Origin of the sequence: Methanospirillum hungatei, from assembly GCF_019263745.1 — an archaeon.
Lineage (GTDB): Archaea > Halobacteriota > Methanomicrobia > Methanomicrobiales > Methanospirillaceae > Methanospirillum > Methanospirillum purgamenti.
On sequence record NZ_CP077107.1, the window covers coordinates 233,627 to 259,992 of the forward strand.

27 protein-coding genes are annotated in these 26,366 nt (G+C 41.5%); 9 read left to right on the forward strand and 18 right to left on the reverse strand.

Annotated elements, in window-relative coordinates:
- Nucleotides 1-12 precede the first annotated feature (12 nt).
- The 6 genes from KSK55_RS01090 to nikR all read left to right on the forward strand — a co-directional run bounded on the left by KSK55_RS01090 (nt 13) and on the right by nikR (nt 5,785).
- The gene (locus KSK55_RS01090) at nt 13-849 is read left to right on the forward strand and encodes a CBS domain-containing protein (protein ID WP_218608843.1); all 837 of its coding nucleotides are present in this window, start codon (nt 13-15) and stop codon (nt 847-849) included.
- Between the two features lie 91 nt (nt 850-940).
- Complete coding sequence (gene psmB / locus KSK55_RS01095) at nt 941-1,570, forward strand: archaeal proteasome endopeptidase complex subunit beta (protein WP_214418397.1); 630 nt, start codon at nt 941-943, stop codon at nt 1,568-1,570.
- Between the two features lie 40 nt (nt 1,571-1,610).
- Complete coding sequence (locus KSK55_RS01100) at nt 1,611-3,500, forward strand: beta-CASP ribonuclease aCPSF1 (protein WP_214418398.1); 1,890 nt, start codon at nt 1,611-1,613, stop codon at nt 3,498-3,500.
- 46 nt (nt 3,501-3,546) lie between these two features.
- Entirely contained in the window at nt 3,547-4,611 is a 1,065-nt protein-coding gene (locus tag KSK55_RS01105; protein ID WP_218607843.1) for an MFS transporter, read from the forward strand.
- Entirely contained in the window at nt 4,595-5,251 is a 657-nt protein-coding gene (locus KSK55_RS01110) for a class I SAM-dependent methyltransferase (RefSeq protein WP_218607844.1), read from the forward strand. The genes KSK55_RS01105 and KSK55_RS01110 overlap by 17 nt, the downstream gene beginning before the upstream one ends.
- A gap of 78 nt (nt 5,252-5,329) precedes the next feature.
- Nucleotides 5,330-5,785, forward strand: coding sequence for a nickel-responsive transcriptional regulator NikR (gene nikR, locus KSK55_RS01115; RefSeq protein ID WP_214418401.1), 456 nt, complete (start codon nt 5,330-5,332; stop codon nt 5,783-5,785).
- Between the two features lie 5 nt (nt 5,786-5,790).
- Here the strand turns inward: nikR and KSK55_RS01120 are convergent, their stop codons facing one another.
- From KSK55_RS01120 to KSK55_RS01150, 7 genes are all read right to left on the reverse strand, one after another.
- Nucleotides 5,791-6,990, reverse strand: a complete 1,200-nt coding sequence (locus KSK55_RS01120; RefSeq protein WP_218607845.1) for a cation:proton antiporter — start codon at nt 6,988-6,990, stop codon at nt 5,791-5,793.
- Between the two features lie 6 nt (nt 6,991-6,996).
- Entirely contained in the window at nt 6,997-7,587 is a 591-nt protein-coding gene (locus tag KSK55_RS01125; RefSeq protein WP_218607846.1) for a response regulator, read from the reverse strand.
- A 107-nt stretch (nt 7,588-7,694) separates the two neighbouring features.
- A complete protein-coding gene (locus KSK55_RS01130) occupies nt 7,695-9,674 on the reverse strand; it encodes a type B DNA-directed DNA polymerase (protein ID WP_218607847.1) in 1,980 nt (659 codons plus the stop codon).
- 1 nt (nt 9,675) lies between these two features.
- Nucleotides 9,676-10,173: a hypothetical protein gene (locus KSK55_RS01135; protein ID WP_214418405.1), complete on the reverse strand. Its 498-nt coding sequence runs from the start codon at nt 10,171-10,173 to the stop codon at nt 9,676-9,678.
- Nucleotides 10,174-10,251: 78 nt separating this feature from the next.
- Entirely contained in the window at nt 10,252-12,015 is a 1,764-nt protein-coding gene (locus KSK55_RS01140) for an amylo-alpha-1,6-glucosidase (protein WP_218607848.1), read from the reverse strand.
- A gap of 161 nt (nt 12,016-12,176) precedes the next feature.
- Nucleotides 12,177-13,316 carry a glycosyltransferase family 4 protein gene (locus tag KSK55_RS01145; RefSeq protein WP_214418408.1) on the reverse strand — a complete coding sequence of 380 codons (1,140 nt, stop codon included), beginning with the start codon at nt 13,314-13,316 and terminating at the stop codon, nt 12,177-12,179.
- A 59-nt stretch (nt 13,317-13,375) separates the two neighbouring features.
- Nucleotides 13,376-14,830, reverse strand: a complete 1,455-nt coding sequence (locus KSK55_RS01150; RefSeq protein ID WP_214418409.1) for a glycoside hydrolase family 57 protein — start codon at nt 14,828-14,830, stop codon at nt 13,376-13,378.
- 177 nt (nt 14,831-15,007) lie between these two features.
- On the opposite strand from KSK55_RS01150, the gene KSK55_RS01155 reads away from it, so the two are divergent.
- Complete coding sequence (locus tag KSK55_RS01155) at nt 15,008-15,442, forward strand: hypothetical protein (RefSeq protein ID WP_214418410.1); 435 nt, start codon at nt 15,008-15,010, stop codon at nt 15,440-15,442.
- 9 nt (nt 15,443-15,451) lie between these two features.
- Here the strand turns inward: KSK55_RS01155 and KSK55_RS01160 are convergent, their stop codons facing one another.
- From KSK55_RS01160 to KSK55_RS01205, 10 genes are read right to left on the reverse strand one after another with little or no spacing between them, the layout of a single operon-like run.
- Nucleotides 15,452-16,192: a class I SAM-dependent methyltransferase gene (locus KSK55_RS01160; protein ID WP_214418411.1), complete on the reverse strand. Its 741-nt coding sequence runs from the start codon at nt 16,190-16,192 to the stop codon at nt 15,452-15,454.
- A 5-nt stretch (nt 16,193-16,197) separates the two neighbouring features.
- Nucleotides 16,198-17,193, reverse strand: a complete 996-nt coding sequence (locus KSK55_RS01165) for an AAA family ATPase (RefSeq protein ID WP_218607849.1) — start codon at nt 17,191-17,193, stop codon at nt 16,198-16,200.
- Nucleotides 17,180-17,911 carry a 4-phosphopantoate--beta-alanine ligase gene (locus KSK55_RS01170; protein WP_218607850.1) on the reverse strand — a complete coding sequence of 244 codons (732 nt, stop codon included), beginning with the start codon at nt 17,909-17,911 and terminating at the stop codon, nt 17,180-17,182. The genes KSK55_RS01165 and KSK55_RS01170 overlap by 14 nt, the downstream gene beginning before the upstream one ends.
- Complete coding sequence (locus KSK55_RS01175) at nt 17,908-18,777, reverse strand: pantoate kinase (protein WP_218607851.1); 870 nt, start codon at nt 18,775-18,777, stop codon at nt 17,908-17,910. The genes KSK55_RS01170 and KSK55_RS01175 overlap by 4 nt, the downstream gene beginning before the upstream one ends.
- Before the next feature lie 2 nt (nt 18,778-18,779).
- Nucleotides 18,780-19,916 (reverse strand): bifunctional phosphopantothenoylcysteine decarboxylase/phosphopantothenate--cysteine ligase CoaBC, encoded by a 1,137-nt coding sequence (gene coaBC / locus KSK55_RS01180; protein WP_218607852.1) that lies wholly within the window; start codon nt 19,914-19,916, stop codon nt 18,780-18,782.
- The gene (locus KSK55_RS01185; RefSeq protein ID WP_218607853.1) at nt 19,913-20,779 is read right to left on the reverse strand and encodes a class I SAM-dependent methyltransferase; all 867 of its coding nucleotides are present in this window, start codon (nt 20,777-20,779) and stop codon (nt 19,913-19,915) included. The genes coaBC and KSK55_RS01185 overlap by 4 nt, the downstream gene beginning before the upstream one ends.
- A gap of 16 nt (nt 20,780-20,795) precedes the next feature.
- Nucleotides 20,796-21,833, reverse strand: a complete 1,038-nt coding sequence (locus tag KSK55_RS01190; protein WP_218607854.1) for a 60S ribosomal export protein NMD3 — start codon at nt 21,831-21,833, stop codon at nt 20,796-20,798.
- 9 nt (nt 21,834-21,842) lie between these two features.
- Nucleotides 21,843-22,136 carry a DUF424 domain-containing protein gene (locus tag KSK55_RS01195; RefSeq protein WP_218607855.1) on the reverse strand — a complete coding sequence of 98 codons (294 nt, stop codon included), beginning with the start codon at nt 22,134-22,136 and terminating at the stop codon, nt 21,843-21,845.
- A 45-nt stretch (nt 22,137-22,181) separates the two neighbouring features.
- A complete protein-coding gene (locus tag KSK55_RS01200) occupies nt 22,182-23,012 on the reverse strand; it encodes a TatD family hydrolase (RefSeq protein WP_218607856.1) in 831 nt (276 codons plus the stop codon).
- The gene (locus KSK55_RS01205; RefSeq protein ID WP_214418420.1) at nt 22,984-23,337 is read right to left on the reverse strand and encodes a dihydroneopterin aldolase family protein; all 354 of its coding nucleotides are present in this window, start codon (nt 23,335-23,337) and stop codon (nt 22,984-22,986) included. The genes KSK55_RS01200 and KSK55_RS01205 overlap by 29 nt, the downstream gene beginning before the upstream one ends.
- 103 nt (nt 23,338-23,440) lie before the next feature.
- On the opposite strand from KSK55_RS01205, the gene purB reads away from it, so the two are divergent.
- Nucleotides 23,441-24,781, forward strand: coding sequence for an adenylosuccinate lyase (gene purB / locus KSK55_RS01210; RefSeq protein ID WP_218608844.1), 1,341 nt, complete (start codon nt 23,441-23,443; stop codon nt 24,779-24,781).
- Between the two features lie 4 nt (nt 24,782-24,785).
- Here the strand turns inward: purB and KSK55_RS01215 are convergent, their stop codons facing one another.
- Entirely contained in the window at nt 24,786-25,313 is a 528-nt protein-coding gene (locus KSK55_RS01215) for an FxLYD domain-containing protein (RefSeq protein WP_218607857.1), read from the reverse strand.
- A gap of 259 nt (nt 25,314-25,572) precedes the next feature.
- Here KSK55_RS01215 and KSK55_RS01220 point away from each other — a divergent pair, with 259 nt between their 5' ends.
- Complete coding sequence (locus KSK55_RS01220) at nt 25,573-26,358, forward strand: tetratricopeptide repeat protein (protein ID WP_218607858.1); 786 nt, start codon at nt 25,573-25,575, stop codon at nt 26,356-26,358.
- Nucleotides 26,359-26,366: the final 8 nt, after the last annotated feature.

The following is a 26,366-nucleotide window of genomic DNA, read 5'->3' on the forward strand; positions in this document are numbered from 1 at the left end:
GTATCTGATTACATGACTGGTGATGTCGTCACCGTGGAGATACCTGGAAATAGGGATGATGTATTAAAAATTTTAAAAAGGACCGGAATCAGTGGAGTTCCTGTCTTAAAAGACAATAAACTTGTAGGTATTATTACCCGAAAGGATCTCCTCCATAAACCAGAAGAGAATCAGCTCGCTCTTCTGATGACCCCTAATCCGCTTACTATACGGTACGATGCTACTCTGACCGAAGCTGCAAAAATGATGAGACAGCGGAACATTCGCCGTCTTCCAGTTGTCGATGAGGCAAATAAACTGGTGGGGCTTATCAGCGTAGCAGATCTTATCCTTGCAATTGCACGAATGAAAATTGAGGATGAGATAAAAGATATATACACCAGTCCCACATTTGCACTCTGGGAAGAAACTCCCTTGCCACTTGTTGGGAGAATTATGGAGATATCCGGGCATGAGGCAATTCCAATCCTCAACAGAGATTCAAAACTTCAGGGTATCATCTGCGAACGAGATCTTATCAGATGTGCTATGATCGAGGATTCTGTTGAGACATCTGATCTTTCAACAACCGGGACTGATGATGATGAATGGACCTGGGAGAGTATCCGTGATGTGCACCACATCAGCTATGGAATATCAAGGGTTCAGCTTCCAAACCGACCGGTAAAACAGGCTATGATTACGAATGTGGTCATGGTTCCGCCAAATGCTGAAGTGAGTGAATGTGCCCTGAAGATGAAACGTGCCAGGGTCGATCAGCTCCCAATAGTAAACGGCGATAACCGGCTGAAAAGCATTCTCTTTGATAGAGAACTCATCAAAGTTCTGCTTGATGAAAAATATCAATAAAAACCTTTAAATTATTGCAGGTTATTTGTAACTAAGGCATTTTTGCTTCTGCAATACTTTCGCATTTCACTCATTATTTCCGGAGTTCATTATGGTCGAACAGAGCGATACAATGAAAGGAACAACCACTGTTGGAATTGTATTTAAATCAGGGGTTGTGCTCGCAAGTGAAAAACGTGCAACGATGGGATATCTGATATCCAACAAAACAGCAAAGAAGATTTATCAGGTAGCTCCTCGGATTGGACTTACTACAGCAGGTGGAGTCGGTGATGCACAACAGCTTGCACGGCTCATGACCGTTGAAGCAAATCTCTATGAAATTCGGAGAGGCAAGCGTATCAGCGTTCAGGCAGCATCTACCCTGCTTTCAAATATTCTTCATGGAAACAGGATGTTCCCATTTTATGTCCAACTTTTGATCGGCGGCGTAGATGAGACCGGACCGGTTCTTTTCTCCGTTGACGCAGTTGGAGGAACCGGAAAAGAAGATGGGATTGTGGCAACAGGATCAGGATCTCCCATGGCTTATGGTGTTCTGGAAGATCGGTATATTGCCGGTATGGAAGAAAAATCAGCCGTGGAATTAGCTATTCGAGCATTACGCTCAGCAATCAAACGTGATGCCGGATCAGGAGAAGGAATTGCGGTTGTTGTCATTACTGATGAATCCTATAACGAATTAACAGATGAAGAAATTAATGCTCTAACACCAAATTAGACTATTTTACAATATTTTATTACTTTTTTAGGACGGTTTTATGCTTATTGAGGAACGTCTCAAAGAGATTCAGGAAAAAATTAAAAAGAAAGTGCCAAAAGGAATCAAGGTAGCTTCAGTTGAGTTTGAAGGCCCCGAACTGGTTATCTACACTGATGATCCAAAAACTTTTGCAGATCAGGATGATCTCATAAAAATTCTGGCACGGGATATTAGAAAAAGAATTGTTGTCCGACCGACTATTCTTGAAGATCCGGAACGAGCTGCATCAGCAATTCGTCGGGTCGTTGGAGAGAATGCAGGAATCTCGGATATATTTTTTGAAGCAGATAGTGGAGAAGTCCTTATCGAGGCAGAAAAACCTGGTGTTGTTATCGGGAAGAACGGTGCAACCCTTCGGGATATAACCCGGGAGATCGGGTGGACACCCAAAGTAGTCAGAACACCCCCTATTGAAAGCAGTACAGTAAAACAGGTACGACAATATCTGCGGGCTGCTCACCAGGAAAGAAAAGAACTCTTAAAAAGAATTGGTAGACGTATTCACCGGGATGTTATCTCAAAGGATCAATGGATACGTGTTACTACTCTTGGTTGCTGTCGAGAAGTTGGTCGTGCAGCATTTCTGTTATCTACTCCGGAAAGCCGTGTACTGATTGACTGTGGAGAAAAGCCTGATAGTTTTGAAGCAACACCTTATCTCTATGTCCCAGAAATACACCCCCTCTCACAGCTCGATGCTGTGGTTCTGACCCATGCTCATCTGGATCACTGTGCTTATATTCCTCTTCTCTATAAATATGGATATGAAGGGCCGGTTTACTCTACGCCGCCAACACGTGACCTAGCCGCCATGCTTCAGCTTGATTATCTTGACGTGGTTAATAAGGAAGGAAAAACTATTCCCTATTCCTCCAATGAAGTCAAAGAATATATTAAACACTCCATTGTTCTTAATTATGGATGTGTGACGGATATTGCGCCAGATATCAAACTGACATTTCACAATGCAGGTCATATTCTCGGATCAGGCATTGCTCATTTCCATATAGGTGATGGACTTTATAATGTAGCCTTCACTGGAGATCTCCACTATGGAAAAAGCCGTCTTTTCAACGCTGCAGTAAACCATTATCCTCGTCTTGAAGCTTTATTCATGGAATCTACCTATGGTGGTGCCCAGGATATGCAGCCTTCCCGTGCTGAAGCAGAAGAGAGACTTTATGGTGTTTTCCGCGAAGTCCTGGAACGTGGTGGCAAGATCATTATCCCCGCTTTTGCTGTCGGACGTTCACAGGAAGTTATGCTTGCAATTGAAGAAGGCATGCGACTTGGAAAATTCCCACCAGTGAAAGTCTATCTGGATGGTATGATTAAGGAAGCAACTGCAATTCATACAACCTATCCAGAGTATCTTAATTCAGAGCTTCGCAACCTTATTTTCAAAGAAGGCCACAATCCATTCCTGGCTGAATGTTTTGAACAGGTTGATTCAGCAGAAAAGCGTGAGCGTGTCATAACCGGAGAGCCCTGTGTCATCATTACCACCAGCGGTATGTTAAACGGTGGTCCAGTTATGGAATACCTGCGGAATCTTGCTGCAGATGAAAGAAATTGTCTGGTATTTGTCGGTTACCAGGCTGATGGGACACTTGGACGGAGAATTCAAAAAGGCTGGCGTGAGATTCCAATTGGAAACCGTGAGACAATAGTTGTCAATCTTGATTGTATCACAGTAGATGGATTTTCAGGTCACTCAGATCGAAGACAGCTGATGAACTTTGTTTCTCATATGCAGCCAAAACCTGAAAAAATATTTGCAATCCATGGTGATGAGAATAAAACAATCGATCTAGCAAGTTCTATTTACAAGAAATTGCATATTCAGACAACATCTCCCATGAATCTGGAAACATACCGGTTGATATGATCAGATGAACCGACCAATTTTTCTCTTTTTTTCTATTTTCATTATCATGGCGCTTTCGAACGCCATTGTTCCAGTACTCCCCCAGCTTTCTGATGATCTTTCATTCCAGACTCTTATCTTCTCTGCATATTTTTTTGGAGCAATGATCTCAACCCTCCCATCAGGAGTTGCCAGCGATAAATTTGGTCAGCCGGTGATGATTCGATTTTCTCTTATGCTTACCTTGATATCCGGAATATTAATTCTGACTCTTACCGATCCTGTCGATCTTCTGATCTGGAGGTTTATTGAAGGTATTGGAGCTGGGATGTTCGTGTCATCAGGTCTATCCTGGATCGGATATCAGCCGGATAATCTCAAAAACACCGGATTTTTCATGGCCTCTTTAAATCTTGGTCTATTGTGTGGACTTATTGGATCAGGATGGCTTGCACAAATTACTAGTAATATTTTACTTGGGGTGGTCATCTTCACCGTTTTGAGTGGATTATTACTTGTAATATCAGTTTTTATTCGAATGCAACGATTTGGAACACAGAAATTGATGGACGCTTCTCTCCTTGCCCGAGAGACCGGGTCGCAGGTCATAAGGGAATATCCCCTATGGATATCAGTAATCGTTCTCCTTGGTTCAACCGGATATGTTCAGGCAGTATTTCCTGAATTATCCGGATCTCCGGTACATGAAGTTAGTACTGTTCTTGCAGCCATGAATTTTGCAACCATCATCACATCTCTTCTGACTCCTTATCTGAAGATAGAACCGGTCATGCTTATTCGGATTTCGGCCCTTGTGATTGTCCCGTTATTATTTTCATTTCTCATAGCTCCGGTTATTGTTCTTATCATGGGGGGAGTTGCAGGTCTTATCATGGTTTCTCAGGTAGCTTATCTCGCATCAGCAGAAGAACATCAGGGAATTGCCATGGGTCTTTATTCAACATGTAGTTATGCAGGAATGACATTTCTTCCTGCCATTGGTGGATTTCTGATCAGTCTTTTTTCATTTGAATTTGCCTCATTTATTATCGCTCTTGGAGCAATTGTAACTGCAATTATTATTGGAAGATGTTCATGCAGAGGATTTGATATTCATGGAAAAGGGGTATGAAATATCTGATCTTCTAATACAACAACAAAAGATATGGGACAATGAATACAGAACAAAAGGGCGACTCTGGGGGAAAGTTCCATTTGTACCAACTGCAGGATCAAATAAAGGGATTTTTTTAGATTTGGGATGTGGAGATGGTAAAAATCTCCGAAGAGGAGAAACCGGTACCCTGCGTATCGGTCTTGATTTTTCTATGCATGCTCTTCGTTTATGCCGGAAAAATCCTGATTTATGTGATGTCACCTGTTTGTGTGCAGATGTCAGACATCTCCCGATAAAAAATAATGCGATTCAATCGATTGATGCCCATCATATTCTTGGACATCTTCTTTCTCCGGACAGATATCTTTGTTCAAATGAAATAAATCGAATTCTCTCTCCGGGTGGCGAAGTTTTGATTACTGTTTTTGGGTCAGAAGATCTTCGATATGGTCATGGATATGAGGTAGAACCTGGAACATTCATGAAAGGAACCGGGATTATCACTCATTATTTTTCATCTGATGAGATCAACAAAATTTTCTTAGATATGGATCAGGTCTCATTAGAACCATGTTCCTGGATCATGAAGGTTAAAGGAAACGAATATGTTCGTTCCACATGGGTAGTTTCGTATAAAAAAGAGAATACATACTAAAAAAGTTTATATGCACGATACATTTGTAGCATACGCCGTAAGAAAAAGATATACCATATTACATAAATAGTAATCACCATGTCTCCTAGCTTTGCTGATTCAGAACAGGAAGACTTGTATGATCATGATCTCTCCCGTATTGGAGTATCGCTTCCATCTAATCTGCTACAGAATTTTGATCAAATTCTAAAAACACGAGGCTATTCATCTCGATCTGAAGGTATACGTGACGCTATCCGTTCATATATCAGATATCACAAATGGATGGCAGATCTTTCAGGACCCAGACAGGGTATCATTACACTCGTATATGATCACCATCAGAGGGGACTTGTAGCAGCAATTACGGATATTCAACACGATTATATGGAATTAATTCAAGCATCTCTTCATTCACATGTTACTCATAACCGGTGTGTTGAGGTCTTGCTGGTAAAAGGAGATGCACAGGAAGTTAAAAGTATTGCAGAACGTCTTATGGCACAAAAAGGTGTTGAGACGGTAAAATTAACGACGATACCCCTTGAGGGGTAATTCTTTTATTCTGTTCCCTCTGAAAGACAAGGGTTTTTCCGGTACAACCAGTTTCTGTATACTATCGGCGTGCTGATAGTTGTAAGCAGGCTCATGAAAACAATACCTGCATAAATATCCTGCCCGATTATACCTCCGGTCAGTCCGATTAATGCAACAATCATTGCCACTTCTCCCCGGGGTGACATTCCAAAACCGACAATTAACGAATCGCGATTGCAAATACCAATAAGTCGGGAAGGTATGGCACATCCTACCACTTTTGTCAGGATTGCCACAACCGTTAACACCAGCATGAATATTATTCCGTCAACTGTTAATGCATGAATGTCAACCAGTATACCAAGAGATACAAAGAATATTGATGCAAAGATGATCTGCAGGTATTCTGCACCCTCCTTCAAATCCTTGCTATGTCTAAGGCCTACACTCTCCATTGAAACACCTGCAAGGAATGCGCCAACAATTCCGGAAAGACCGACGAGATCCGCTACCATGGCATAAAAAAACGCAATCATCATTGCGGTTATAAAGGCAAATTCTGGAAATTTCTCTGCTATCCTGGATTGATCCAGTTTCATTAACAATTTACTAATTACTGAAACTCCCAAAAGACCAAAGATTGCCATAAATCCGATGGCCTTGATGAAGACAAAGACAACTCCTTCTGGGGTGAATGAACCGGAAACGAAATCTTCAGTGATTGCAAGCGCCAGAAGTGAGAGCACATCATCAATTACTGCAGCACCAATAATTGCTTTTGCTGCATCCGACTGAAGCTGGTTGATCTCACGAAGTACGTTAGCAGTAATAGCGATACTTGTTGCTGTAAGGGCGGTTCCAACGAAAAATGCCCCCTGCATGTCAAAGTGAAAGAGAACTGCTGTAATATACCCCCCTATCCAAGGGATGATAACTCCAAATCCGGCAATAATACTATATTTTACATTGAAAATTTCTCTGATATTAAATTCAAAACCAATTACAAACAGGAGAATAATTGCTCCAAGATGGGCAATACTACTTACAAAATCCGTGTAGGTGACAAGACCTAAAATACTGGGTCCGACAATGAGGCCTACCAGAATTTCCCCTATGACTGCTGATTGGTTTATTCGGGATGCAAGAAGGTATCCAGCAAGAGCAACAAAGAGTAGCAGGCTCATCTGAAATTCAATAGAAGAGATCACACCTTCTGGGCTCATAATTACTTATTTCTCCGTGATATGTGGTTTTGGTTCAAGTTCACCCAGGATACGATTTGTCCGGTCCAATATTTTCCTGATCTGATCCTGTGTGGCTGGGTGATCAGTATGGAGATCACGTAATGCTTTTGTTGATGATTCAATATCGGCGATATATGATGCAATTGCAGATCTCGTTAATGTCCAGTTCTTTTCGTTCTGGATTGCAGAATCTTCTGCTTTATTTCTCCTGACAAGGTGCCGGACTGCATGGGCAAGTTCTGTAAAAAGAGGTTTTGGGTCTCCTCCTTTTTGAAGATAAAAGTCTGCCCCGTTGTTTAGTGCTTCAATTACCACTTCTTCCCTTCCTTTACCGGTAAAGATGATAAAGGGAATAGATGGATTTTCTGACCTGACACATTTTAGCAATTCAATGCCGTCCATATCAGGCATATCATAATCAGAAATGATGGCATCAAACTGTTCAGACCGTAACCGGGTAAGTCCCTCATCTGCTGAGTCTGCAATTTCTACATCGAGATTTGCTTCTTCTTTTAAATAAATTTGTGTCAGAGTGAGCAACGTCTTTTCATCATCAATATATAAAACACGGGTCATTTTTTTAATATTTGTGATAGCACCTGAGCATTCCATTACGTGGTAATGTAGTATTATCTTCTCAAGGGAAATTTCTTTTTTGCCATCTAAAGAATAGGGTGTATATACTATATATTCAGGTTGTCAGTTGCGATGCTCACTTCCTGATAAGCCTTTTTGAGAAGTCGGTTATAATACCTGATATCAATCCCCTTTGGATCCCATGATGGATCAACAAGGAGTCGTTCTTCATTTCTGACCAGAAATGAGGCATCCATTCCAGGTTCTATAGTAACATTGTATTCACGATATGTATCCAGAACTGCTTGAGCAATACAGTGAGATTTGTATTTTTCTTTTCCAATCCGACGGGTAATTATCAGTTCCTCTGGATCTGTACTGGAAAGATCATGTCGGTATTTTGTATAGAGATTATGCAAAATTTCTCGTGCATGGTGAAGTTGCCGGGCATCCGGGTATTGAGCCAGGTGCTCTATCATATCGGTCTGCATTCTGGCAACATAAGGAGGGGTTGTTCTTCTGTTTATGGAAATACCCTTCATCTTCATCGTTCCATCTGTCAGTCTGCCAAAATAAGAACTAAATGATCCGCTTCCATCATTTTGAGGCAAAAATCCTACCCAGTCAAAATATTCACATTCGGTATGAAATTTCGTATGTTTTTCAATCCTTTTTTGAATGGAATCAATACAGCCTCCCTTGATGAACAGACAATCTATTATTGCATGAAGGACTTTTCCTCCATTCTCCTCGGTAAGTGTGATACATTCTTTCAGTATTCGTGTGGCTGAACGTGTAATCTCTTCATGTACTTCGATTCTCCCAAACCGTGCATTTTTGTATCCTGTGTATCCAAAGCAGGTGACGAGCATCCATTTCAGGACTCCGTCCATGCCTTTGTATGTTGGATCTGTTTTCTTTTTCAATTTCGTATACTGTCTGAGATCAAGAATCGGTTTCAGGACGGAGGGAAGAAATCCTTCGCTATTAGGATTCATCAAGGTTTCAGGTGATAGATTTTCTTTGACGATGATACTTGGATAAAAGGATGTAAAATCAAGCTGGGTTACATCTGCATATATACCTGGATGGGGTTGCAGCATATATCCTCCGCGATAATCAAGTCGCATGGATCTGACATTCCGGTTCGCTTCTGCATCACTTTTTCTGAATGGAACAGCCAGACCTCGTGCCAGTGCTTCATAGACTTCATATGTGGAGATGAGTGTTCCTGGTGTCAGCCGTGATGCCAGGTTAGGGGAGAGACCTGATAATCGTGATGCAAGAAATATTCCTCTGAGATCGCCTTCACGATACATGAAGCTCTGTCTGGTATCAATGATGATTCTGCCTTCGGGGATTTTTGCCCCAAGCCGGTGTTCCATTCGCCCATAACTAAAATATGATCTGGGAGATACGGTATGAAATATTCCGGTTCTACTGAACGAATTAAAGAGGTTGTATTCATGTGCAGCATTATAGAAGATCCCTGACCATGTATCATAGTCCGGAAACAGGATAATATCAGGATCCTGATCATTGATGATAGTGAAGAGATCATCTGCCAGAGTTTTTTTCGAACCTTCAAGGAACCATTTTTTTGTATCCATGGAAATCGAGATGTTTCCGGGATGATCAGAACGATGAGGATTTTCACTACAGGAGATTTTCATCAGATCAAGTTCTATTATCTGGTCAGGAGAGAACCGATTAGCATTGGCATATCCCCCAACGACCTGATTTGTACTTGCACAATAAAACTGTTCAGGCCTAATATCTACATTAAATAATTTTGCCTGGTAGCAGGTCTGCTCTTCAATTTGTAATGCAGTTTCCCTGTCTGCTTGTATATGAAATCCTTCTTCAGTTCCATATATGGTTCTGATAGTGCATGGTGTGACATCATATACTTCATCCAGTCCATCAAGGAGATCATAATACTGGTGCATATCCGGAAATGAGATCTTAAAACCCGGGTTCACGATATGATGAGTGCAGGATAACGTTTCACCGTTTTTTATCCAGAGGTCTACTCCATATTTCGTCCTCGAGACATCGAAAATGAAGTCATTTTTTACATGGGTCATATCAGACCTCCAGAGTGAGTTGCCTGGATGGGGTCTTTTTCATTTTTCGACCCGGCTTTTCGTTAATAGTCCTGTATAGAATAATCCGATGAAAAAAGGGTTCCAGGGCCTGTATGTATGTATCCGCATATGGGGTCAGGAGTAAAACGCCGGTACTTCTCGCTGCATGTTCTTTGCACCGGTGGCCGATAATGGGAAGTAAATCTGCACGTTCTTCAAATAAAGATCGATCATGTTCAATGATTATGAATGATTGATAGGCATCATCAAGAATTGTAAGGATCTGAAATGCAGTTAGGGCCCTTCTGACAACAAATCGTTCAGAAAATCTGAAAAGATCTGGTAGTATGATCGGATAATTGCCACACAGGTAGAGAATAAGTCCCTGTTCTTTCCTAAGAAATAATTCGGGCGCTTGGGTCAGTACCTCTGTTGGTGCAATGAAAGCAGTGAAGGTACCATGAGAGACTGAGAACTGTGATATGAGAGGAACTGACATGGCATAGCAGGATGTTGGTACCCCACATATAATACTAAAGGAAGCAGGGTGAAAGTGAAAAACACATATAAATAGTCCTCATTTCTCTTCAGAGACCTGAGGATTATATGAAAGGACCATATTTCTTGCTCGAATAAATTCTGCTATACTCCATGCCTGACAGATGGCACCTGCAGGAGCATGAGGGAAATCACCGTTGAATAATTCAGGAAGCATCCCGGCTCCTTCTGTGAAGAAATAATGCCAGAGGGGGAGAAGTCTTCGTGATGCACGATCTGGGCTTTCTCCATATTGTATTTGAGCGTCAATATACCATGAGATAAACCAGGGCCAGACCATTCCGTTATGGTAGGAAGCATCTCCAGTATAGGTTCCAAGATATCCGGGTGAATTAGGTGCGAGCGAACGCAGACCATATGGTGTCAGGAGATCATTTCGTATTCTTGCAAGTGCTTTTCTGCCTTCATCAAATGGAACAAGACCTAATGATAATGCAATAAGTTGATTTGGTCTGACTGAGGGATCATCAGGATCTAACACATCAAAGAGACAACCAGTATTTTCATTCCAGTATGCATAATAGGCACTTCGTACACGTTTTGGTGATACTGGATGATCAATTTCAAGATAATCACAAATTTCAAGAGCAAGTATCCAGAGTGCATTTATCTCAACTGGTTTTCCTTCCCGTGGTGTATATGGTGTATCCATCCATGTTGTACCTGAAGTTACCGTGATGAGATCCTTGTCAAGATGGGTTATCTCGGTATCAGGATATGCAGATATGAGCGCTTCAAGATCTGGCAAAATCTCATCAACAAAAGGTGAATTCTGGTGTGTCTGCAGGTAATGAAAAAGAGCCCAGAAAAGCCAGAGTGGAGCATCTGAAGAGTTGTATGAATCCGGAATACAGTTAGGGATAAGTCCTCCTTTCTGAGCCTTGAGAAACTTTCGAAACAGATGTTCTGCTTCTCGGTACTTCCCCCTCGATAGAAGAAGTCCTGGCATACTGATAAAAGTATCACGCCCCCATTCCTGAATGAACCAATGATATCCTGCAATTATTCCTCCATTTAGAAGACAGAGTTGTGATGCACGGGTTAAAAGATCAGGTGATTGTGTGGTATGTACACGAGAAGGTGGAGGGATGGTGCAATCCGGATACACCTGGAGTTCAATACTGGCATCGGTTACGGTCCCTGAAAAATATCCTGGTGAGATAAGTGTTTCAGTGAGATCTTTCCCCTGAATGGTATCTTTTGGGTACCTGGCATGGTAATATGGTATGTGGTTAATAGTGAATGGCAACTGGCATCTGAAATGATATTTGTTCCAGGTATATCCATCCTTAACCGGAGTTACAAATACTGACCGGTCAGATTCACATGCATGGATGTTGCGATCGATCATAAGTGGTCTGATGGTAAAATCGGCTGTGCCATCTACTTCCCATCTGACAAAAAGGCCGTGGTCGAGATCAATTGTTTTTGTTATAAGGGCCGATTGTAGAGATAATTCCTGGGTGACCGGATAAAGTCGTGTTGAAAGGATATATTGAAGCATCTCATCTGGTGGTCGTTCTCCCCACCATCCGGGTAGGAGTGAGATTTCATTTATGGTTTCGTGCAAGGCTGAAAGGATAATTCGTCCATCATCTATGAAAAGACCATGATGTCTACGAGAATTTCCTGCCCATGAAGTAGAACAAAAAAATGTATCCTCACTCATCAGAAATTCACGGGATGATGCAAGAGCCGTGTGGCTACGCTCTGGTCCGTACCATATCTGATCTGGAACATGTGCCAGAAGTGAAGTCATGGCCTGATGGCCTTTAAAATGCACGACAGGATATCTCCTTCGTATCTCTTGAATATACCGGATAATATAGAGCGATTATATTAATAAATTTTTTAGATAAAAAGAGAAGTGAATATACATTGGTTACGAGGTTTCAATAGCGCACGGATATTGGGGAGTATGTGTTTCCTTTTTTGATTGGATTATCAATTCATAGCTTCAAGATATACATACATAACCTGATCTTTAATAGAATCCCAGAAAAACCGTCGATCTACCTGATTATATCCACCTCGTGAAAGCCGGATCCGATCATGCTGATTATCAAGATAATAATTTACTCCCCAGGCAATTCCTTCAGGTGTTGGATCAACAACAAGTCCATTTATACCATGCTCCACATTCTCCGCAAGTCCACCAACTCTTGAAACGACGACTGGTTTATTTGCACTCCATGCTTCTAAAAGTATGATTCCAAATGGTTCATTTCTGCTCGGAATTACGACAATATCACTGGCATGTAAGAGTCTTACGTATTCTGAATCAGAAATGAATCCAGGAAGTTGAACCGGCCATCCTTGTGTCCGTTCTATAAGCCAGTCCCGCATACCTCCTCCGCCGGCCATAATAAATGCTGCATTCCAGTGTTTCTCCCGAATCAGTGGGATTGCATCCACCAGGATGTCTGGACCTTTCTGATAGGCCATTCTTCCTACATATGTAATCAATGGAGTAAGGTAATGTAATCCAAATTGTGTTTTGATTGCTCCAGGATCAATACTGACATCAAATTGTTCTTTCACGACCCCATTCGGAATAACGTGTATCTTTTCTGGGTCTGTTTTATAGAGCGAGAGTACTTCGCTTCGAAGTGTCCAGGAAACTGTAATGCATCGCCTGGCAATAAGACTTGCATACCACTCCTTACTACATATCTCATGGTACTCCCACCAGTCACCATGTACATTTCCATTTCGCCCATATTCTGTTGAGTGAAATGAAAAAACGGTTGGGCGATGTTGCAGGAGATGGAGTGCTTCGGTTACATGCCAGTCGTGGAAATGAATGACGTCAAAGGCCGGATTATCAAATTGATAAAATCGATTAACAAGCCCTTTTGAAAGATCTGCACAATATTCTACGATATTATTTCCACTGGGGCGATATGTATGAAAATATACCCCGTTCATCTCAAAGTCCCCGTCTCCTCTGGTGAAGAAATGGACTTCATAATCTTTGGCAAGAGCCTGGGCAAGGTATGTCGCTGCGTTTGATAGTCCTCCTACCCGTTCTCCGTAAAGGTTTTCCCAGCAAAAAATTGCTATTTTATATCGTTTTCCTGACAAAATTTACACCCATGACATTCTTATGAGAATTTTTTACAAATGAAGTTCGTCAATATCCTTTATTGTAATGCAGCCCATAATTCATGTCTTCTGGTATCTGCTGCAAGAATTAATTCCTGGCGGTTATTCGCTCTGTCGATTGCCTGGGCTAATGGTTCATCTTTTATAACTGTTCGGCACCAGTTTGCTAAATCGCCTTTTTGATGATGGTATGAGATAGAATCAGCAGGAACAATTTGCAGCATATCAGCAAACTGGTCCATATCAAATGCTACATGACCGGTATATCCTACCGGACTTGAAAAGTAAAATGCATCATCAATGGGTAGTGACCTGAGCGGATACAAAAATTCTTTCTTTTCCATTTGCTGTATGGATCTCTCTTCAAAATCAGCTAGTACATCCATATATGTGATGAATGCTTCATGTTCGGGTTGATGACTAAAATAGGTGTGAACTTCACCGCATGATCCATGCTTACATGACATGTAGTAAAAATGATCACTTATCTGAAGACACCGCCAGGTATGCAGGTCTTCACAAAAGGTCTTGGCACGTTGAACAGCCCGAAACGCATTTTTCTGTTTTCTGTTTTCAATCCAGGCAGTACCATCTTTTTCTGCATCAGCCCATGAAATCGGAAGAGGTATGGAAAATTCATCTCGGACTGGTGATGAGAGGATCTCTGAGGGTTTTATCATCTGGACATCAGATCGTTGGATCTCTGGACCCAGGTGTCTTAAAAACTCCAGGATACCTGATTCAACCCAGTAATGTTCTCCGAGTGTCTCATAGTCAATAAATACCGGCACAAAATCTCCGGGAGTTTTTGAGATCCAGTAGGCATACCGATCAGCCGATAACGGCCATGCTTCCCAGTCACGGCAGGTAAAACGAAATGCTATATCATCTGATAGTTTGAAATTTCGCATGATAACGGGGAGACCGGCACATTGATAGAGGTAATTAGGACTGCGCCATTCCAGTATATTGTCTACTCCCTCAGTAAGACATGCTTTAAATCCGAGATCTTTTACTGTCGCTGCTATTCTGTTGTCAAAAAGAAATTCTGTATTTTCAAATATTACTGGTTCTACACCAAATGTGTCTTTCAGGAGTTCACGATGGAGGTTTACCTGGTTGCAAAATTCTTCCATCGTCCAAAAAAGGCTTGAAATACTGTGAAAATAGGTCTGACCAATCATCTCAACGTTTTTATGCCGGGCAGCCTGGTTAAAAAGTTCAAGAACGTCAGGTGCCCATTTTTCCATCTGCTCAATGAGAACTCCGGATAGGGAAAAAGCACAACAAAATCCGTCATCGAGTTGATCTAGTATTATTGAGGTTGCTGGTTCGTAACACTTATTGCAAACACGAAGAAGTATCTCCTTATTGGCATCATCAAAGTAGCGCTCCATCGGGTCTTCATAGTTTCCAGATAATTTAGGCTTAAAATTCTTTTTCAAACGATATGGTTGATGAACTTCAAAACCTAAAAAAAAACGCTGATTCATATATACTCCGGTTCACGTAAAATCAAGGATCGTATTTCGATACGAGAGAGATTTGACTGAGCCATAGTTTTACTATTCAGGTAACCTATATAAACCATGCGGGATACGGAATCCGAATAAAAAAAACAAAATGAACGATAGAAAAAAATAAACCCGATGCCATGAGATGCTACAGGAATGGATGGATCAATGCTTCAGGCACTCACAGATCCTATAATAATACTTTTCATTTTTTGTACAATTGTCGCAATATTTGGCAGTTTTTTACGTTCCTGGATATTGTCTTGTTTGTTAATTTTATTAATTAGTCTTCTGGTAATTATTATTGCAATAACTGCTGGTCAGGTGGCTGGACTTGAAGAACAGATACGATATTATATAACGGCTCATTATGTCTTTTTTTCGATAATAACACTTACCCTTCGGGACATTATTCTCACAATAATTATTATTCTGGCATTTCAGCTAGCCCTTGCATTTCATATTACCAAAGTAGATGATGAGTTTCAGAAAAAATTTTTCTGGCTACCAGAAAGGAAATGTTGTCATTATGAAATGGAACATACTTTCAAGGTTCTATCTGAAAAAATGAAAGGGAAAAAGAGAAAATAATCAATATTTTTATTTTTCCGGTTTTTTTCCTGCTGCAATCAGATTATATGCCAGATAGGGAATATTATCCTCAATAAAGGATTCAACCTTTTTTGCGATCATAAATAAAGGTCCAGCCAGGTTAAAGTGAGCAAATGAACATCTGAATATTTCTATCTCTTCAAATCCTGCTCTATCTAACAGATCATACATCTCTTTTGCACTGTAGTAGTGTTCTGCAAAAGAACCAACCCCTACCCGCCTTATCTTCATCTTTGCTCCAATGCTATATAGGGCGGGAAGACTTGATGTGAAGATATTTTTCCCAAGGGTACACACCGCAAGCCTACCTCCAGGAATTAATACTCTTAGACAATCGTGAAGGCTTTGTCCGGGATTTTGTAGGTAGGAAAATGCCAGTAAGCTTGAGATTGAATCAAACGTTTCCGATTCAAATGGGAGCATTTCTGCATTTCCTACAACATACGGCAGATAAGGATATCGCTCCTGGGCTTTCTTTATCATTCCTGGGCTTATGTCAATACCAGTGGCAGTCCGGTTTGTACCTTCTTTAAGATACCGATCCAGAAAAAGACCTGTCCCACATCCGATGTCTAGTAAATGTCCCTCATGATGAATTTTACTGAGGACGGCCCCTGCAATGTGGTCATAATATATTCTGCCTCGCTCCCGGTGATCATATCGCTGATCATACACATCGGCAATGTCATCATAATGTGACTGAACCCTGGCTTCAACCGATGGTTTCATTTCTGTTATGAAAACACCTCCGCAACTATTGTTGCAACCATGGCATTGATTTGAAGATACTCATTCCCTGCATGGGTAAGTTTTGCATCTACATCGGCCAGCCGGGTGACAATTGCAGGATCATTATATTCCCGCTCTGTGACCTGAAGAAGGGTTGTTATGATCTCTCTTCCTGACAGACCCTGAGTGATCATGAGATCCTGCAATCTCTTTTGTGCATTGGCAACATCTTTTGCTTTCATAGCATGGAGTGCAATACATACTTCTTCCTGAGTATCGGTTCTGCTGAGTGTATCTGGGTTAAAAGGGGTATTTGTTTCAATCCTCACCTGAAGATACATGATAGCTTTTCGGAGGTCTCCTGCAGATGCGGCAACGATAAGACCGATCTCATCTTCCGGTACAGGCTTTTCAGTTTGGATATCTTCCTGGATTCGGTTCAGACAATTTCGTATAATTTCACGTGATAGGGGAGTAAAAAAAAGTGGAAGGCACCGTGATTTTATGGGAGGGATGAGGGATGAAGCCTGGGTAGTACAAAAGACAAATCTGCAGGTTCCACTGTATCTTTCCATCGTTCTTCGAAGTGCATGCTGGATATCATGGGATAGTGCCTGGGCATCCTCAAAGAGCATGACTTTAAATTCTGCGTTAATAGGACGTATTGAAGCATATGAAGAGATAATATGTTTGAAATTTGAAAGAAATGATTCGTCAGAACGATATAGATGTAAAAACCGTTCATCTGATTCAAGAGAAGATTTTCCTCGTTCCATGAGATCAGATGTCCGGAAGATTGTTACATTATCCTGCCAGGAATCACCGTATAGTTCCCGAAGCGTAGTCTCAATAGAGACTGATTTACCTGTTCCGGGCGGACCAGATACTACGAGATGTGGGAGGTTTTTTGTTGCGGCACATCTCCTGAGAACCTCACAAACCCGCTCTTGTCCCAGAATCTGATCAAAACTGACAGGACGATATTTTTCAATCCAGAACATCCAAAAGCCTCTCCCGTATATATTCAAGGGCATCCCTGATAAATTCGGATCCGTTGATGGTTTGAGTAAGCTCCTGAATCTCTTCAGAACAAAGATCTTTGCAGAAATGGGTAATATTTGGGATCGCCCGAGTCACTTCATCAATTATCGGTACGGTTGCAACCTTCGAGGTCCGGGAGAGGGGATTTAGATCTATTGCTATTACCTTTTTTCCCATGGCAATAAGCGCCTGTGCCCGATCCCCATCTTCAAGAGGTACGAGAATGACATCTGCTGAGTACATCCCGTCAAAATGACATAATCCCCTGTCATGGTCGAGCGGGATATAACGGGATACATCTCCTTCAACCAAGGTGATTCCCTGATCTTTCAGGAGATTTGAAATTACCTTCACCCGTTTGTCAGTACGATGAAACAGGTTTACCTCTACCCGTGCTTTTGATATTACCTGGAGTTCTGCAATTTCTTTTGCTACAAGTGCTGCAGTATTTCCATTCACCGATATAACTGGATGTCTTGCTACGAGAAGAAGGGCTGCTGCAATTTTTTCTGCTCGTAAAGCAGATTCAGTAGTTTTTTCTCCAAGTAAGTAATCAAAGGCTTCTCCTCTTCCATGAGCTGTCAATCCTTCGAGCGAGACAACTCCTGTTTTTGTCGATGCTGCCAGTCGTTCACGAGTAATAAGTGAACGATACCGGGGATGGCTTTCTGGGATCATGAACATCGTTCTCCATGTAAAATTCTCGGCCCTCCTGGAGATAGTGAGAGTCGGTATACTTCTCCAAACATATTCAGAATTGCTTCTGCCGTTTTTCCGATTGCAAACACCCCGCATCCAAGCATGGTCATACTTGCCAAAACCCTGTTATTATCGCAGACCTTCAGCACTGTTCGGACCTCTTCAGAAATAAGTCCACTTTTCTCTGCAAATTCTCTTGACGCTAAAAACAACTCATCCACTGTTTCAGGAATATAATCTGGAAATGCTTTGGATATCTTATCCATCCAGGATGGGGAAGTTAAAATCGATGATGTTTTTATTGGACCAAGAGTTATTGCATAGATAGGTCGTAGATCCATTAGTCTTCTTATTTCTCCATCAGGGCCGGGAGTTTTTCGAATAACCGCACCTCCACCCTGGCAGGCAGAAACATCTCCAAGACCTGTCCGATGCATTACTTCTACCTGGTGTGCAATTTTTATGCAATCATGTGAGGAGAGTCCTAAATTATAGAGTGAGTTTACAGCATGAGCCGTCCCTAAAAGAGCGGCAGCAGACATGCCATATCCACTTCCGATTGGAAGGTAACATGTCGTCTCAATAGCAGCATGGACTGCCATTTTTTTAAGGAGATCCATGATAACTGGTGAGGTATCTCCTATTTGTTCTGGTAATCCGGTTTTATCACTTTTAAAAATTTTAACCGATGATATTGGATTTTGTCTGGCAACCACCCTGACTCCTTCTGAAAGAACAAGCCCTCCACCGATACTTCCGGATTTATCTGGATTTTCATGTATGACCGGAAGAAAATATCCAGATATATGGCCTGGACAAAATGCAGTGACGCTGGCTGATTCCATGATTAAAGGTGCCTGGTAATGATTCGCTCAAAGATTTTTTTTGCAATATCCTGTTTTTTTCCAGAAATCTCATGAGTTTCAAAAGAGTCCATAATAGTATATCTTCCCTCTTCTGATCCCAGATTGTCAGGAGTATTGGCAAGAACCATAGAGACTTTGTTCTGAAGGAGTCTTTTTCCTTCTTCATGGGCGTTTGTCCCTAGTTTGAATGCTACTGTTATTGGAACATTTTGGATTGCAAGATCGATTAACTTAGGAAGTGGGTGTAATGTCAGGTTTACGGATTTTCCACTTGGAATCTTTCCTTGAAGACATTCCGGAGCAAAATCAGAGATTGCTGCAGCACTGATGTATATATCAGGCCTCTTTTCCTTCATTACCTTTTGTATAGCTTCTCCCATGGAGGTTGCAGTTGTGATCCGAATATTAGTTCCGATATTTATCTCGTCACGGTGAATAATAGTCACGTCTGCACCAAGTCGGAATGCTTCATAGGCAAGCTCTTGTCCCATTCTTCCTGAAGATCTTGTGGTCAGAACACGGACATCATCTACCGGTTCTTCACATCTTCCGCTCGTTATTAATATGTGTTTTCCGGATAAAGGACCGCCGGATAATAAGCGTTCACACCAAAGAATAATCTCATTGATGTCAGCAATCTTGGCCTTTCCCTCTTCTATCCTGGGACCCACTATAGTAATTCCGGATTGAGTGAGCAGGTCAAGATTTTTTATGACGATATCATGCCTGAACATTGCATGATGCATAGCAGGGACTATAATAATGGGCATTTTCCGACCCAGTGCAGTCGTCGCACACGTTGTAACAGTCGTGTCATCTATCCCGCATGCAATTTTGGATATCGTGTTTGCCGTACATGGAGCGATCAAAAATAGATCTGCTAGTCCGTCATCACCACAATAGGTAACATGCTCTACATGACCGGTTATCCGGGTAATCGTGTCTTGTCCACTTGCATAGGTCAGAGCATCAGGGTGAATTATGGAACAGGCTGCCTGGCTCATTACTGGTTTAACCTGAGCCCCTTTTCTTTTCAAAGCATGAATAAGGCGAACTGTTTCAACTGCTGCAATACTTCCGGTAACTCCGAGAAGGATCGTTTTACCATAAAGAGTCATGATATCCTCACATCTGTTACTGTATGTACTTTTCCAGGGCCAATCTTTTTAATGGCCAGATGTTGACAGGTAGCTTCATGTCCTGACTCCATGAGAATTCTTTCAATTTTTTCGGTAGTATTGCCTATACCATGAACATGAAGCATTGTCCCTGACTGCACATGATCCAGAGCAATGGAAAGAAATCTGACCGCCTCATAAAAACCCATATGAATCCGATCATATGGTCCGGCAAGATTATCTCTACAATCTCCTTGTGTGACCGTAATGCGTGATGTTAATTTGTTTTCAAGAATATTTTTCTTTAAATATGTGATTGAATCTGGATTAATTTCAATTGCATGGACATGTGCTCCTGCTTTAGCGAGCGGGAGAGTGAAGTATCCAATCCCGGCAAACATATCACAAACCTGTTCTCCGGGTTGTACTAGATTGGCGATCCGCTTTTTTTCTTCGCGGTTTCCTTGTGAAAACATAACCCTGGTCGGATCAAGGTGGTATTTTATTCCTGATTCTTTGTGAAGAATGTCACCAGTAACTCCGTAGAGAGTAGTGGTGTCAGGAATTCGCATGTCTCCTTTATGTCCCCGGTACCAGATAATTGCCTGCGGATTATGCAATCTGATAACCTCATTTATGTCTAAATCTAAAGGTTCAGATCCATGGAATGCGATGATCGGTCCAATCTTTTGAAATCCTCTCCCGTTTCTTTTCCGTTCTGGAATTATACCAGAATATGGATATCCGTCTTTTACCGGGATATAAGCAGTTTCTCCATATACATATGGTTTTCTGGTTGTATCTACCCAGGATGCAGATGTATACTTTTTTATATCCCTAGAGGGGATTTCCCGGACATTCATAGAGTAGGGGTATGAATTATACGACCAAAACCCGATCATCATCTCTGATGATATGGACACATTCACCAGATGTTATATTTCTCCATGACTGAACTGGAACTTCTTCCGTTTTTCCGGTCACTTCGTCCATAAGTCCGAGTGTCTCTCCATCCTGATAGACAACGAGCATTGGAGTTCCATCTTTAACTGACCCTATGTATCTGGATTCTGTGGATTCCGGAACTGTTCGTGGGATACCTGATGCCAGATCCAGGTAATTAATGGTTTTTCCTTCCGCTCCAAGGATTTCTCCATATGTATTCCTGATATAAATGACATCTCCTTTCGTATATCTCGGAAGACGAACTGCATAGGTAATCCGGTATAATTTTTTTCCCTCTTTTTCCCCAATCAGTGTCGGGTGAAGTGAATACCTGCCTCCCATTTTTCTGGTGATATCACGGGAGATCTGTTCACCAAGGGTTTGTGTCCCGACAATGATGTCAAGACCCTCCCGACCTTCTTCCATCCGGGTTACAAATGAAAGGCGATCACCTTGTAATTGTAACTCTTCTTCTGCCTGATATGCTATTCTTTTGGCTCGTTCCTGCTCTTCAGGTGTAGCTTTTCTTCCTTCTGCACGAAGTTGTACAACACCCTGCCAGTAATTTCCGTGGTATCTGCTACACCGGTCACAGGAATCATATTGCCATAGTATCTCTACCGTACAGGCTGCCTCAACTTTTTGACCATATAATGTTCCGGCTACTGAAACATGTGCAAAAGACCGGTTTTTACTATTTTCGTCAAGTTTTATAGAGACTTCAGGCTTTCTAATATCCTGAAACAAATGAATGGCGGAGAGCGCAGCTTCATATTCAAGATCCTCTCGGTTTCTTTCACAATCATTCCACCCACTCTTATCCCGCATAGAATTACAGCTCGGGCAACGGACCATTTTTACCCGGCCATCACAGGAAAACCAATCGATATCAGATGCACGACATTTTCCGCAGATATCGCCTGTTTGAGACGGGCCACCACATTTTGGACAAATTGCCTCTTGTAAATCCATATTTATCGCTTATATCCGTAAGATTGTTACGTAGGGTATTCCTTCGATAAGTCGACAAGAATCATTTTCTATAACTCCATATCGGGTCGCTAAATCAACGCACCGATGCCCGAATATGGTAATGTTATCAGAGGTCATGAGAACGCGGACCACCTCTTCTTCTAAGGCCGGTTCATTGCCAAAGAAAGATTCTGTAATAGATATTGAAATATCTCCTTCTGTGAAGGTCTTTCCGATTAGTTCCCGGTCGCAGAGTCCTATGACTTCTTTGTTGTCTGCAGATCGGTGAATACGAAGTAACATCCTGATATGATCGGGTACCAGAGGGAGAAAAACCTTTCAGGTAGATCAAAGCGAGATGTCAATACCGTATACTTTATTCGGAGTGTGCATATGTATCCGGTAGAGGTCATTTTCAGTGATGGTCCCCTGCTCGAGATGTCTCATGGTAAAACGTGGAACCGATTTTGGTCCGATAACTGCTCCGGGTCTGCTGTTTTCATCCATGTAATCGCTCTCCATGGTAAATTCCCGTTGTTGTCTACATAACTCCGGAATAGCTTCATGTTTTGCAACCAATGAAGGAGTAAGGGGTGTGTCCGGGGTTCCAAAATGTTTTATTACCTTATTCGGATCTAGGCCTTCTGTTTTTGCCATCTCGACCATATCAGAGCATGGACCAGATTCTGCGTGAATTTGTATGGCACATCCGATATCTGCTGCTAGTCTGAATCCATGAGATACAACCTGGTTTGAGAGGTTTGTTATCTCTTTAGTGGTGTCGTAATGAGGTCTGCCGCTTTTTATCGCTATAGCTTTTCCTTCAGCAACATAGTGTGCTGCGCAGGCGAGCCCTCCCATCATGATATCCGCAGCTTCTGAATAACTCATGCGTTCAGCCAGAACCGTTATCTCAGCCGGATGGACCCCCAGAATTGGAAAAACTATTAATCCTGTTTTATCATGAATCTGCTTTGCAATATCCAGAGTCTCATCAAATACCTGATTGAAATCTTCTCCGGTAGTGGGATGAACTCCAAGAGACCATGATGGTTTTGTCACAAGACAGATATGAGTGCCACCTGCCCGCTGGTACTCCTTTGCAGCTTCGATACCTTTCCCATTTCTGGGATCGATATGAATATGATCATCAAGGATTGGATACTTCGGTGTCCTCATCCATCCACTCGATTCTCATCATAGGGTAATCACCTTCTCTTGCTATACAGGCATGGCAGGATGCTTCATTCACCCTGATGGTGAGTTCAACATCAAGCATCAGACCAGTTAGTTCACTATACCCAAAGCTGTTAGGGATCATGAGCTCACGATCAAGGCTGACCGTTATGTCTGTCATATATGGTTGTTGAATGTGCGCATTTTCTATTGCTTTCTCAAGGGATGAAGCAGATTCGCGGGATACTGGCACTCCTACCCATTGATGGTATAAAGCGCCCAGTTTTATACCAGCTTCAAAGGCTGCTCGTTCCCTGTCAGTAATCATATCTTCACATGAGTGATTTCAGCCTATATAAGATCCCGCGTTTTTCCCGAACATGTCTTGAGAATTCATATGGTTAACTAGCATGGAGTCTAACAGGTATGTAATGGCGATACACCCTATAGAATTCAGATATGGAACCCCTGAGATGAAGCAGGTCTTTGGCGAAGAACACCGTTTTCATTGTATTATTGAGGCAGAGATAGCTCTTGCAAAGGCTGAAGGATCTCTTGGAATGATACCTGATGAAGATGCGGCTGTTATTGCAGAAAAAGCTCAGGGGGCATCACTTCAACGATCAAAAGAGATTGAAGAAGAGATTCATCATGACATGATGGCTGTTGTCCGGGCTGTATCAGAAGTTTGTGGACCGGCCGGGAGATGGATTCACTATGGAGCTACATCCAATGATATCCTTGATACCGCAACCGGACTTCAGATTCGTGATGCGCTCGATATCATCGAGATTAAATTAAAAAATATTCTATCTGTGCTTCTTAAAAGAGCAGAAGAGACTAAACATCTGGTATGTATTGGCCGGACACATGGGCAGCATGGCGTTCCGACAACATATGGACTTCGGTTTGCGATCTGGGCGAGTGAAATTGGAAGGCATATTGAACGATTATCGCAGATCCGTCCACGAGTATGTGTCGGACAACTAACCGGTGCGGTTGGTACACAGGCAGCCCTTGGAGAGAAAGGTATCGAGATACAAGAACAGATGATGAAATTTTTAAATCTTTCATCAGTTGATGTCTCAAACCAGATTATACAACGTGACCGATATGCTGAATATTTCTGTTTCCTGGCAAATCTTGCTACAACCCTTGACAAAATCGGTGTAGAGATCAGATCTCTGCAGCGTACAGAAATAGGTGAAGTTGAGGAAGCATTTGGTTCAAAGCAGGTTGGATCTTCAACTATGCCTCATAAGAGAAACCCAATTAAAAGTGAACAGGTATGTGGTCTTGCCCGAATTATACGTTCGTCAGTTGAACCCGCTTTTCAGAACAATACTCTCTGGGATGAACGTGATCTGACCAATTCTTCACCAGAGCGAATTTTATTTCCCGAAGCCACTATTCTGACAGACCATATTCTGAAAACGATGGTGTCTGTTCTTGAAGACCTGAACCTGAGGGAGGACCGGATTAAACAGAATTTGTCAATGCTTCATGGAATAAATATGGCAGAATCAATCATGATTGAATTGACAAAAAAAGGGATGGGAAGGCAGGAGGCTCATGAAGTAATCAGAGAAAAGAGTATGGAAGCTCTTACCACAGGACAACCACTTTCTGTTCTCCTCTCTCAGACACCCGAAGTTACCCGGTTTATTCAAGCAAGAGATATTGAAAAACTGCTTTCACCCGAGTCATATATCGGGACATCAGTCCGGCAGGTTGAGCGGGTAATTAAAAAATTAGAATCGTTATATCTGTAAAAAATTAATCATAATACCCGGTAAAGATAGATCCATATCGTTCAAATTTAAAGTCTGAACAGTCAATGACATCTGTGGAAAATTTCCACGTCTTTTTTGGTTCCAGGTAATCTATCGTTGCATAGGCATTACCTATCTGATCTCCATCAGCATTAAAGAGATTAAATGTCAGTACAATGATGTCAATTGTTTTATCATCCAGGTTTCTGATTTCACCTTTAATGTATGCTTTATCCCGGGAGATACGGTCAATATAGGTCTTTTTAATTGAGAGATTTACCATTGAATCTTCTGTACATTCAAGATACCCAAATGGACGTGAGACAAATATTTTTCTTCCGTTTGAATCTTCTTTTTCAATGGTACTCTGGACTTGATAATTTACTGAATCATATACCGGAACAGAATTTCCGTAATCTTCAATGGTTATCACCTGATCTGAAAAGACAGATACTGGTGATACAATTATGAGAAAAATCAATGTGAAAAGGATCGAAAAAAAGGCAACCCCGGTTTTAATTTTTTTATTCATTCCCTATGTCATGCCCCCTGTATTCAAAAAATACATCATATAATTCTTACTTATTTTAACAACTTCTGATTTGTTCACTGTACCTATAAGACTACCGATAAATAGGCAAAAATCAGAGTAATGATAGGATTCTGGTCAAGACTGTTCAAAACTAAAACAGTTAAAAAGGGGGGGCCAGAAAAATGATGAGTTATTGGATCAAATTTGGTAAAGAAATTTTTACCGTATGCAGTCAATTAGCGAGATTTTTTGAATAATCATGAGACTTATTACCATCCCAATAGTTATTCTGATTCTTTTTGTAATTTTTTCGATATTCACACCGGTTCTTCTGCTCCAGGCGAGCGAACCGATTCTTCCAACAGAAATGAGACAAACCTTTGCCCAAGTATGTGCAGATGGTTCATCAATTCTTGGAAGATATGAAACATGTGTTGAAGTATATGATTATCTTATCACCAAATATCCCGAAATTGGTCACTACTTTGAGAAAAAATCAGAATATCTTCAAAAATTAGGAAAGTTACAAGAGTCAGTTACTGCACTTGATGGGGCTATCGGGCGAGAACCAGAAAATATTGAATATCTGCTTAAAAAAGCCAGAATTACAAAATCATTAAATAAAATTCAGGAATCAGATGCAACATATTCCCGTATTGATCAGATTAAACCAAAAACCGCATCTGGTTTTGATTATTCTGGAGACGCAGGCTTAGATCGGGGTATGTATCAACAAGCTTATAACCAATACACACAGTCACTTGCATTAGATTCTACGAATGCTCAGGTTTGGGAAAAAAGGGGAGATGTCATCTTCGCCCTTCTTACTATTCCCACAGCAGGGCTGAATGCTGATGATGAATTAAAGACACAGGATCTCTATACCGAAGGTATAAAAAGTTATGAAAATGCTATCCGGTTAAATCCTGGAAAAGCAGTTGAAATTCAGTTTAAATTGACAAAACGATCAATAGATGTAGTTCCAAAAACAATTGGAGACCTGGAATCCAGATATACGCAATATAAATACCTTGATAAAAACTAGAGAGGCAA